The sequence below is a fragment of the Brachyspira pilosicoli genome, assembly GCF_019402445.1.
Classification (GTDB): Bacteria; Spirochaetota; Brachyspiria; order Brachyspirales; family Brachyspiraceae; genus Brachyspira; species Brachyspira pilosicoli_B.
On record NZ_SRZM01000214.1, the window covers coordinates 1 to 11,128 of the forward strand.

Consider the following 11,128-nt stretch of genomic DNA (forward strand, 5'->3'; position numbering starts at 1 on the left):
TCATTTTTTGCTAAGGCTGATAAAAATATACAAGAAAAAAAAGAAATAATAGATAATAATAAACAAACTAATGCAGCAAATTTTGAAAAAGAAGAAGTACTTCAAGAAATAATAACAATATTATTAAAAGGAACTTTATCATCTAAATATAGCAGCTCAAAAGTGGATTTGAAAATTCTTGGTGTGAGAGTATTAATTGTATATACACTGACTTATGTATTATCGCTTGCAGCTACCGCAATTATAGCCCAAAAATATTATCATGAAGAGATAAAAATAAAAGAAGATATTAGAGAGACTATAGGAACAATATTAGTAGTGTTTATTACTCTGGCATTAATAGCATTCGTTTTAATAGTAATAGCAATATATATGGAAAGTAATAGAGAATATTTAGCTTTCAGCGGAGTGATTTTCGGTTTTATAGCCTGTATTATCATTAGAAAAATATCATAAATTTATTAGTATTCTAAAAATATATACTTAATTTTTTAAGTTTATCAATTTTTTGTTTAATACTTTTATTTTACGCTTACAATAAACTAAGTCAATTTATAATTCAATAAACATATATACCGTATTGACAAAAAAGGTATATATAATAATATAATGACGAGGATTATGGAAAAGCAAAATTATGCTGATATAAATTTAGCATTATAATTTACACAATACAGTTTTATTTTCTATAAAAAAGTCTATATTATAATAAATAAAAAAGTATTGTCTTTATATTTTCTAATCATAATATCTATAAAGGCTTAAAAATGAGTAAAAAAGAATCTGCAAAATCTATAATAATTTTTGCAATATTTTTGTTTTCACCTATTATAATACCTCCTGCTCTTATAATATTATTTTCTTACAGAGATACAAATATAGGATTTGCAAAAGAAGTAGAAATAAATATAAGAAATGATTTAGAAACAACTTATTTAAAAAATATATCAAAAGAAAAAAAGAAAGTGAACTTTACAACGTATATAAAAAATAGTTTCTTTATAAGATATTATACGGCAAAAGCTTTTTTTAATACTATATTTATGAGAGTTTCTTTGCTATATGCTATATTGGCTATATTTACAGGTATTATACCAAATACAAAGAATGAAATTAATAAATTCTACAGAACAATGAAAGAGGATAAAAAAAGTTTGCTATTCACACTTTTTTTATTTGCAAATGTTATTACTATAACAGTTTTATGTGTTATTAATGCTAAAAGTAAAATAGAATATTTAGCATTTAGTGCAATAATTTTTAGAAAAATACTAGATACTTTCTTAGAAAAATATTCATAAATATATAGAGTAAAATATAAGGCAATTATGATAAGAAAACATAAAGAAGAAAATATTTATATAAGAGCTATTCTTAATTCGTAAAATAAAAAAGGAGTATTAAATAAAAAAGAAATAATAATTAATTTTCTTTCATTTTTATGGATTGGAATTACTATATTTGCTTTTCTTATGTTAAAAGATAATATTATAACTAGCAAAGAGTATTTAAGTATAGCATTAGGAATTATATTAGGTTTAGTATTAGCATTAAAAGGAGATATAATAAATATTTATGAAAGATATTATTTTTAATTTAATATATAAAATCAATATACCAGAAAATGATTTATTTAGAATGGCAGCATTATTTTTATGCTCTTTTATAATAGTATTTTTAATATTGCTTTTAATTAAAGGAATTGGTGAAACAGTAGTAGATGGTGATAGTGTAATAGGTTTGGCAATAGCTATAATATTAATAATAGTGTTTTTTGTGGTATCAGGATTTTTTATAATAAAAAATATTGAAAATACTTATGAATATATATTTATAGCCATTGGTATTATAACGGCATTATTTAATTTAAATGAAGATAACATAAAAAAGACATTGCTTGTTGCTTTTGTATTTTTTATTATACTTTTATATGCATCGTTTTTTAATGCTCCGCCAATTATAAATGATGCCTCTATAAGCAATAAAACAAATAATTATACTAATAATTTGAAATCAACTTTATCAATTCAAAAAGATATTATTGAAACTATTTTAGGACCTTCAAATATTTTTACTATGGTTTTATTTGGAGATATTACATTAAAAGATGCTTTAATTATAGGATTAATTTTAATTTTATTAATAATTATAGCTAGTTATGTTTTTAAAAAAATTAGAAAATGAATATAAGAAAAACAAATATTATTATACATCAGTTGTAGAAGAATTTAATTTTTATAATTATTCATTATTTTTTTTATTATCTTTATCCCTAAGGTGTTTGCTAATTAGCAATACTATAAAAGACATTACACCGCCGAAAAAGAATGCTGATAATTCTAGTATGCTCTCTATACTTTCGCCAATATTAAAAATAGCCAAGTTTTCATGTATTTTATAAATAATAACCGAGCTTATTACAAGAATTATTGCAAGTACAATAATATAATATTTATAAGAGTCTTTTTTAAAAAATAATATCTCTATCAAAACACCTAATATGGCAGCCCCTATCATAAATATTATTATTAATCTCACATATAAATCTTTTGAATCCTCTTCAAAATCTACGTTAGGATGCTCTCTATCTCTCCATCTGAGGTAGTTGCGGCGAATTTCTTTAATTTCTATATTATTGTTATTATAACTATTCTCTAAAATAATATCATTATCAGTTACTATATAGTTTGCGTTGTGAATATTGTTAACTGTATTATTATTTTTTATCAAGTCATTATAAAATATATAAGAAATTATAATAGATATCAATATAATATTTAATATATTAAGCTTTGAGAATTTCATTTTATTCCTATAGTATAATTGCTAAATATAGTTTTACTATAATTTAAAAGATGTTTTATTTCAATATAAAATAAGTTTTACATTCTTGAACAATAAGCGATTTTATTATATAATAATTGATTATAGTTCTAATATTTGCGGATATTAAAATATTAACAACTATTTGCACTTTTTGGTACTTTTTGCGGCGGGAAAAAGTACAAAAGAAATTCATTGCCGCATATAATCCAAAATAAAATATATCTGAAACTATTTAAAATTAGATAAGAGGAAATAATTCAATGGCTAAACTTTCGCATCTTGAAAAAGAGTATATTAAAGCTAATTACAAAAATAAAAGCATTGATGAGCTTACAAAAAAACTAGAAAAAGACAGAGAGTTAATAGAAGAATATATTAATAATCTGCAAAACAATCAAAAAAATAATGCAAAGAATAATAAAAAAGAAAAAGCTAATAAAGAAAAAGGCGAAAACATACTCTCTAAATTATTCTCAAAGTCTTCTGACAGCGAACCAATATTTAAAAAGTATGAAATAAAACCCTATCACCTTTCAAAGATAGATATAATATTTTCTAGTGCAGCATTTTTGTTTACATTTTTGCTTTATTTGTTTACATTAACTCCTTCACTTTCGGCAGGAGATAATGGAGAGCTTACAACAGCAGCTTATTTCTTGGGGGTAGGACATGCTCCGGGATATCCTTTTTATACTTTAATGTCTAAACTATTTACTTATATACCATTTGGAAACATAGCTTGGAGAACAAACCTATTTTCAGGCACATGTGGTGCTATCGCTATGATTTTCTTCTATCTTATTATGGTTAAAGTATTAGGACAAAACAGAATTGAGAGAGGTTTTTCTCCTGTAGTACATATACCAGCATTACTTGCAAGTGTTGCTTTTGCTATATCTGACAATATGTGGGCACAGGCTACTATGGCTGAAGTTTACAGCTTAAACATTCTTCAAATAGCTTCTATGCTTTTAATACTTGTTTATTGGTTTGAAGCAGTTTGGCAGCATGCTAATGATGATGTGCCTTACTATGGAAATAAATATTTAATGGCTTTCGGTTTTCTTTATGGGGTAGCACTTGCTAATCACCATGTTACTTTGCCTTTTGCTTTTGCTCCTCTTTTGTTTATAGCTATTGTATTATTCTTAGTTCATAAAGACAGATATATAGAAAACATTGAAACTCCTTTTATATCTATATTTGTATTTTTAGTGTTACTTTTTATAGGTGGGTTTGGATACTATAGATTTATTATGAATTATGAGGCTTATTTATATTTCCCTCCCGGTGTAGCTTCCAATGATTCTATATTCTCTATACTCTTTAAGCCTTTCACAGATATGAACATTTTAAGCGACATATTTACAGCACTTGCTAATGGTTCTTATTTAAGACCAGATATGATACAAAATTTAAAAGCTCCTTTCTACCCAACTCTTTATAAAGGAATGTTTTTAGTATTTTGGCCTTTATTTTTAGTTGTAGTTTGGGTGTTAGTTTATAGATATTTCTTGTGCAAGATAGATAAGTTTAATAATGATAATGATTTTATCACTGGAATATCATTTTCTTATTACAAAATGCTTTTAATGCTTGCTGTTGGCGTTATGATATATGCTTACATGCCTATAAGAGCAAGGGCTTTGCCTCCTCTAAACTGGGGACAGCTAAATGAACCGTCTGGTTGGGAGAATTTAAGCTATTTATTTAGTATGATACACAGAAAACAATACGGTGCTTCTGGTAACGATATTGCAGCAGCTTTCATACTTCACCCAGAACAAGTTACTGCTTTAATTAATATATTTAAAACTCAATTAACTGTTTTAGGTTTACTATTCTTAATACCTGGATTATTTCAAATATTTAAGAAAAATAAGTTTATAGGAATATTCTCAGTATTTGGACTATTAAGTTTTGGTGTATCTTTAATGGCATATACTAATCCTCCTCCAAGTGTAAGAACTTTATCATTTGTTGAAGTATTTTTCTTGCCTGCTACTTTATATATGATTGTAATAGTTGGCTTTGGTATACAATGGTATATGGAATATTTTAATACTAATATAAAAAATGTATTAAAGAAACCTTCTGAAGAGATTACAGATATAAAATTAAAGCCTTATCATGCAATATCACTTATAGCAATATTTGCAATAATGGTGCCTATATTTGTAATGAACTTTAGCCGTAACAACAACTCAAAAGATTTTAGTAACCATGACTATTCATACAATATGATGAACTCTCTTCCAGACAATGCAATATTTGCAACAGAGGGAGGAGATAACCAAGTATTTGGTCTTGTTTACTACACTATGGTTGAAAGAAGAAGACCAGATTTGAAAATATATGACCAGAAAGGTAATGTATTTGAGAGAATATACGGCAATCTTATGAAAACAGACGGCAGATGGCTTGGAAGCATAAGCGATGCTGTGGACAAAGATTTTATAGACAGTGGTAGACCTTATTATATGGCTTGGAGAAGAGATGGTCTTGAAAGACTTGGAGATTATTACTTTAAGGCTTATGGACTTGTGTTTAAAGTTCAACCTATAAAATATGCTTTAGTTGATGAGTTAGAGTTCTTCAAAGTTCTTACTGTTAATGATTATAAGGCAATAGCAAAAGAGCATTTAAAAAGAAATTATGAGAATGAAAAAGTTGTTTCAGATTTGAATGCTTTGCTTGATGAAGGGTTAATATCAGTAGAGAGAAAAAATAACTATAACGGCAATGAAGAGATAACTTTCGTAAAAATGTATGAGCTTCCTTTCCCAGAGTTAAAAACAGAAGAAGATTATTGGAATAGCTACACTATGAAAGGAACTGCTGAAGAGATTTCTCATTATGACTTTTTAACTAGAGAGATTTTTGTAAGTTCTTATTCACTTGCCAAAATAGATATGTATAACAGAAGAATAAAAACATATCAAAAATTACTTGGCTTTATGGGTAATGGAGACGTTGCTAAAAACGGAATTACAAGAGAAGAGGCTAATGCAAAAATAGAAGAATATAAAAAGCTTAAAAGAGAAGAAGAAGAGAGAATGCTTACTATAGGCTTTGATATGTCTAATGTTTACTTTGCTATAGGTAATCAGGCTATATTAGATGAGGATTATGAGAGAGCTACAGTGATGTATGAAGAGCTTATAAAACTTGAAAAGCTTATTTATCCTGCTTATTTCAATTTGGCTGCTTCTTATGAATATTTAGCTCGTTCTAAAGATACTCCTTATGAGAAAGAGGCTGAATATTTAAATAAAGCTAAAGATGTAATGGCAAGAGCAGAGAAAACTTTCCATAGAGGTAAAGATATGGGAGATGCTGCAAGAAGCCAAAACACTACTTATCAACAGATAATGCAGTTTAATAATAGATTAGATTTACAGCTTAGAACTACAAGACAGCAGGCAGATGCTCTAAAACAGCAGGCTATAGCCGAAAACACTTTTGATAGTTACACTGCTTATGCTAATTATATTTATCAAAACAGACAGGATTTAGATGAAACTATTTGGGCTAAAACTGAAGCTAAAAAAAGAGCTGTTAATAACACTCAATTGATAAATGTTAATAAAGAGCTTGCTATACTTTATGCTAATATTGGTGATGTTAATACTGGTATAAATATATTAAATGATACTTTGAATCTTCCTAATATTACTAGAGATGATATAAGAGGTGTAGATTTTGATTTGGCTAGCATTTATCTTAATCAAAAGAGATATAATGAAGCTGTAAATATATATTCAAAATATACTAATGATTTAACTCAGGACGGTGCTTTTGCTTTGTATGCTATAGGTCATATATATATAGAACAGAATATGATTGTTGAGGCACTTAATATTTATAATGATTTTAAGGTAAGAATGTCGCCTCTTTCTAAAGATAATCAGGTTATAGCTAATTTGGATAAAGATGTTGAAAGCAGAAGGGTACAGATAATGCAGTATTTAGGTACTGTTGGGGCTCCTAATCAATAATAAAAAAGTATAATAATTATTAAGGCTTGCTATTATTTATAATAGTAAGCCTTTTTTTATTGCTATAATTAGTATTGTAAAATTTCTTTTCATATTGATTTTTTAAAGAAAATTACTATATTACTATAAAAAGTATAAAATATTTACTAATATATTTTATTAAATAGGAGATTAAAAAATGAAAAAAATTATAGTTTTAGGATTAATGCTTATTTCATCATCATTAGTCTACTCGCATTCATTAGGTATAGGTATGTATATACCACTTGGAGGAAGTATTCCTAGTTTTTATTCAGATAATGCAGAAGCTACTTCCTTTTTTAGTCCAAAATCTGCTTTTGAAGTTGGAGTAATATTTAACCCTAGAGTTAATTTTAATATAGGCGATGGCACTCATACTATATCATTAGGTGTAGATGTGGGTTGGTATAGAGATACTTTTAAGTTTGCAAACTCTACTGATGTTACGCATGAATTTGATAGTGTTATGACAGGAGTTAATTTAGAGTGGAGACCTTTATTATTTCAATTAGGTGTTGGCGGAGGAGTAAAATTTCCATTCTTAGGAAAATATATAGAAGGAAATAATAAAACAGCATTAAGCGGAGGAGCTTTTGCAAGTAGATATAATAATGTTTTTATACCTTATGTAAGATTATATACAGGCATCAATATAATATTTATTAGCTTATCATTGTATGTTAATTTTGATATACCTTATTTACAAATGAAAAATGGTTTAGAAGGTTTAGGTGTTGGTTATAAATATCCTGGTAAATTGGGTTCTGTTGATGTTGGAGTTCAATTTGGTATACATTTAGATATGTTTAATTTTGGCGGTACTAAGAAAAGAGAAGTAATAGAGTACGATATATAAAACTATTATTAATTTTTATAATTTGAGAGTATATTTTATACTCTCTTTTTTTTAATTAATATGCATTTTTATAAAAAAACTAGCATTTTTATTAATAGTATTTTAATAAATGTATTGATATTTTTATGAATAATATTATAATATTATGAATAGTAATACTATAAATATTTTTTATTATAAAGTTTTATTATATGGAATACATAATATCTACAACAATTTATTTATTAAAAGGCACATATGTTACAATAAGCCTTTATTTAGTTACGGCAATATTTTCTATGCCATTATCTATACTTTTTGCGGCATTGCAATTTAGTGCTCCAAAATTTATTAGATATATTTTTGACATTTATGCTTGGCTTTTTAGGGGTACTCCTTTAATACTTCAATTAATATTTTTCTATTATGGTATTCCTCTTATCACCAATAATAAAATAGCTTTTCCAGCATTTACTTCTGCTGCTATTACTTTTATTCTTAATTATGCAGCTTATCTTATGGAGATATTTAGAGCTGGTATAGAGAGTATAGATAAGGGACAGTATGAGGCAGCTTATGTACTTAATTTGAATTACAGACAAATAATGACTAGAATAATACTTCCGCAGGCTATAAGAAAAGTATTGCCTCCTCTTTCAAATGAAGCTATTAACCTAATAAAAGATACATCATTAGTAATAGTTCTTGGAATAGGTGATTTGATGCTTTATGCAAGACAGGTTTTAACTAGAGATTTTAAGCTTATACCTTTTGTAATAGCAGGAATAATATATTTATTATTTACATTTGTTATAGTTGTTCTTTTTAGAAATTTGGAGAAGAAGTATGTCATTAGAAGCTAATTTAAAAGTTGTTGATTTAAAAAAGAAATATAAAGACTCTGCTGCGGTTAATGGTGTAAGTTTTACAGTACACAAAGGTGATATAGTTTCTATTATAGGGCCATCTGGTGCTGGAAAGAGTTCACTTCTTAGAAATATTATACAAATAGATAAGCCAGATTCTGGCGAAGTTTATATAGATAATGAACCTTTATTTTCAAATAATCTTGCTATATCTAAAGAAGATTTTGTAAAGAGAAAAGAAAAGATAGGAATGATATTTCAGCACTTTAATTTGTTTCACCACAAAACAGCTTTAGAAAATATCATAGAAGCACCAATCATTGTAAAGAAGCAAAACAAAGACGAAGCAATAGAAGAGGGATTAAAGTTACTCGATATGGTTGGTCTTAAAGATAAAAGAGACAGTTATCCGAGTGAACTTTCCGGCGGTCAAAAACAGAGAGTTGCAATAGCAAGAGCTTTAGCAATGAAGCCTGAGGTATTATTATGTGATGAGCCTACTTCTGCTTTGGACCCTGAACTTATAGGGGAGGTTCTCACTGTACTTAAAGGACTTGCCGAAGAAAAGATGACTATGATTATAGTAAGCCACGAGATTAGCTTTGTAAGAGAGCTTTCTACAAATATAGCGTTTATGGACAAAGGCAAAATTATTGCTATGGATAATTCTGAGAACTTCTTTAATAATCAAAATAATGAAAGAATTAAAGAGTTTTTAAGCAAAATATTTCATAATTGATTTATACGTATTGAATAAAAAATATTTTAATTATATAATTCTCAAAATATAAATTTTATATAATAGTGTTTAGGTAAATAATAGTGTTTTGCAAATATGAAAAATAATTTTTATTTTATTTCTTTTTTTATAATATTAATATTGTATTTTTTATTAATAGATTTTTTATTTCCATTTATGTCTTTAGGAAACTTTGAATTTCATCTAATTGATATAATATATATTTATTGGTTTTCTGTGATAGCTTATAATATATGTGATTATATACCAACAAAAAAAAGGCTTATAATATCATATTCTTTTGTAATTGTTGCTATATTTTCTTTTTTTAGTATAGAGCCTCTGGGTATCTCTGTGGTTACAAAACCTTTATTTTTTACAGATATGCCTGATTTATATCCGTCATTAATAGAGGTTGTGCCATTATATTTACAAATTATCACTATAGCTGCTACTGTACTTTATTTTTCTTTGCTTATAGCTTTTGCTTTATATTTTATATATAGATTATATAAGATGTATAAAATAAAAAGAGTAAAATCTATTTCTTTAATAGTGATTGTGATATTAACAACATATTTATCATTTTTTAGACCTGTAAAGATTAATTCAATTTATGCGAATTATTTTGATATAGCAAATAGTAAAGGCATAATAAACACAATAAGCCACAGAATATCTTTTGATAAAAAATATAATAATATAGAATGCACTCTTAATGATGTAAAAAATGCCATTAATTTATTAAGTCAAAGAGATGTAGATGTATCAAAGCTAATAATGCCATATAGTGATGATACAGTTACAAATAGAAGTGTATTTTTAATATATTTAGAATCTTTTTATGATTACAGTCATTTTGCAAGTTTGTTTGATAAAGACCCTTTTCCAGAGGAATATAGAAAGTGGGCTAAAGCTTCTTGTAAAGTTGGACCTAATGATGGAAACGGAAGTTTGTTTGCAAGGCTATCTGGTTTAACTGGTAGTTCACCAATATTTCCAAAAAAGCCCGATTCTACTATCATCACTAAAACTCTTCCATTTTTGTTTAGGGATAAAGGGTATAATGTTATAGCTTTGGAAGAATCTGGAGTTACTTATTATTTAGATAAATTGTTTCCTGATATTGGAGTTGAAAAAACAGTATTTAGTTTAGGAATTACAAATATAAAAAACTATATTAAAGACAATATTTCAGATGATAATGTTTTTGTTACAGGCTTTACATTTTTAGGTCATGCTAATACACATATAAAGAATGATTTAAATTTTGCTTCGAACAATCAAAGATTTATGAGAAAGATAGATAAAAAAAATAGGGCTGTTTTGGTAGAAACTCTTGAAAACTCAGCGATGACTGCGATTGATATAATAGAAACTAGAGATATTATATTAGAGAAATATCCAGATGCTATAATCATATTTAAACATGACCATTTATATCCATATTTAAAAAATATTATATACAACTCTTCTATAGATGAAAGCATAAAATTATCTTTTTTAAGTTCATATACTGTAAATCCGCTTCTTATATGGAATGGTAAAGATGGGGCTTATAAACTAGAAGATGGTTTTCCTCCAGAGAATATTGCCATGTTTATAGCAGCTAATACTAAACTTGATTATACAAATAGTTTGATAGAGCTTCTATATAAAGAAAACACTGATAATATCATAAGGTTTTATAATAGTTTTTATACTAATAGCTATGGTAATATAAGACGTATAGAGGTTCATAATGATAGTTTATCATATAAGTATGACCATGCTCAAAGGGTAGTATCAGAAGATATATTTAGGGGCAATAAATACTTCAATTCTTTAATGGATTAAACAAATT

9 protein-coding genes and 1 pseudogene are annotated in these 11,128 nt (G+C 26.6%); 9 read left to right on the forward strand and 1 reads right to left on the reverse strand.

The genetic code is table 11. The features are described from left to right. The 4 genes and pseudogenes from E6A48_RS07405 to E6A48_RS07420 all read left to right on the forward strand — a co-directional run. Positions 1–456 (forward strand): hypothetical protein (locus E6A48_RS07405; protein ID WP_219709386.1); only part of this gene is annotated, 456 nt, incomplete at its 5' end. A 311-nt stretch (positions 457–767) separates the two neighbouring features. After that, positions 768–1,301 carry a hypothetical protein gene (locus tag E6A48_RS07410; protein WP_219709387.1) on the forward strand — a complete coding sequence of 178 codons (534 nt, stop codon included), beginning with the start codon at positions 768–770 and terminating at the stop codon, positions 1,299–1,301. 99 nt (positions 1,302–1,400) lie between these two features. Continuing rightward, positions 1,401–1,595 (forward strand): annotated as a pseudogene (locus E6A48_RS12050) (hypothetical protein); the annotation flags it as partial. Beyond that, on the forward strand, positions 1,576–2,184 hold the full coding sequence (locus tag E6A48_RS07420; RefSeq protein WP_219709388.1) for a hypothetical protein: 609 nt from the start codon (positions 1,576–1,578) through the stop codon (positions 2,182–2,184). The pseudogene E6A48_RS12050 and the gene E6A48_RS07420, both read left to right, overlap by 20 nt. A gap of 57 nt (positions 2,185–2,241) precedes the next feature. Here the strand turns inward: E6A48_RS07420 and E6A48_RS07425 are convergent, their stop codons facing one another. Beyond that, positions 2,242–2,805 (reverse strand): hypothetical protein, encoded by a 564-nt coding sequence (locus E6A48_RS07425; RefSeq protein ID WP_219709389.1) that lies wholly within the window; start codon positions 2,803–2,805, stop codon positions 2,242–2,244. A gap of 281 nt (positions 2,806–3,086) precedes the next feature. On the opposite strand from E6A48_RS07425, the gene E6A48_RS07430 reads away from it, so the two are divergent. The 5 genes from E6A48_RS07430 (at position 3,087) to E6A48_RS07450 (ending at position 11,121) form a co-directional block, all read left to right on the forward strand. Then, positions 3,087–6,824 (forward strand): glycosyltransferase family 117 protein, encoded by a 3,738-nt coding sequence (locus E6A48_RS07430; protein WP_219709390.1) that lies wholly within the window; start codon positions 3,087–3,089, stop codon positions 6,822–6,824. Positions 6,825–7,002: 178 nt separating this feature from the next. After that, complete coding sequence (locus E6A48_RS07435) at positions 7,003–7,701, forward strand: hypothetical protein (RefSeq protein WP_219709391.1); 699 nt, start codon at positions 7,003–7,005, stop codon at positions 7,699–7,701. Between the two features lie 191 nt (positions 7,702–7,892). After that, on the forward strand, positions 7,893–8,543 hold the full coding sequence (locus E6A48_RS07440; RefSeq protein ID WP_219709392.1) for an amino acid ABC transporter permease: 651 nt from the start codon (positions 7,893–7,895) through the stop codon (positions 8,541–8,543). After that, positions 8,527–9,285 (forward strand): amino acid ABC transporter ATP-binding protein, encoded by a 759-nt coding sequence (locus E6A48_RS07445; RefSeq protein WP_013244453.1) that lies wholly within the window; start codon positions 8,527–8,529, stop codon positions 9,283–9,285. The genes E6A48_RS07440 and E6A48_RS07445 overlap by 17 nt, the downstream gene beginning before the upstream one ends. Before the next feature lie 96 nt (positions 9,286–9,381). Further along, complete coding sequence (locus E6A48_RS07450) at positions 9,382–11,121, forward strand: sulfatase (RefSeq protein WP_219709393.1); 1,740 nt, start codon at positions 9,382–9,384, stop codon at positions 11,119–11,121. The last annotated feature ends 7 nt before the right edge of the window (positions 11,122–11,128 follow it).

Bases quoted from the DNA above. Each gene is read 5' to 3' on its own strand.
- E6A48_RS07410 (WP_219709387.1), top strand. From the start codon at position 768: ATGAGTAAAAAAGAATCTGCAAAATCTATAATAATTTTTGCAATATTT.
- E6A48_RS07440 (WP_219709392.1), top strand. From the start codon at position 7,893: ATGGAATACATAATATCTACAACAATTTATTTATTAAAAGGCACATAT.
- E6A48_RS07450 (WP_219709393.1), top strand. From the start codon at position 9,382: ATGAAAAATAATTTTTATTTTATTTCTTTTTTTATAATATTAATATTG.
- E6A48_RS07420 (WP_219709388.1), top strand. From the start codon at position 1,576: ATGAAAGATATTATTTTTAATTTAATATATAAAATCAATATACCAGAA.
- E6A48_RS07430 (WP_219709390.1), top strand. From the start codon at position 3,087: ATGGCTAAACTTTCGCATCTTGAAAAAGAGTATATTAAAGCTAATTAC.
- E6A48_RS07445 (WP_013244453.1), top strand. From the start codon at position 8,527: ATGTCATTAGAAGCTAATTTAAAAGTTGTTGATTTAAAAAAGAAATAT.
- E6A48_RS07425 (WP_219709389.1), bottom strand. From the start codon at position 2,805: ATGAAATTCTCAAAGCTTAATATATTAAATATTATATTGATATCTATT.
- E6A48_RS07435 (WP_219709391.1), top strand. From the start codon at position 7,003: ATGAAAAAAATTATAGTTTTAGGATTAATGCTTATTTCATCATCATTA.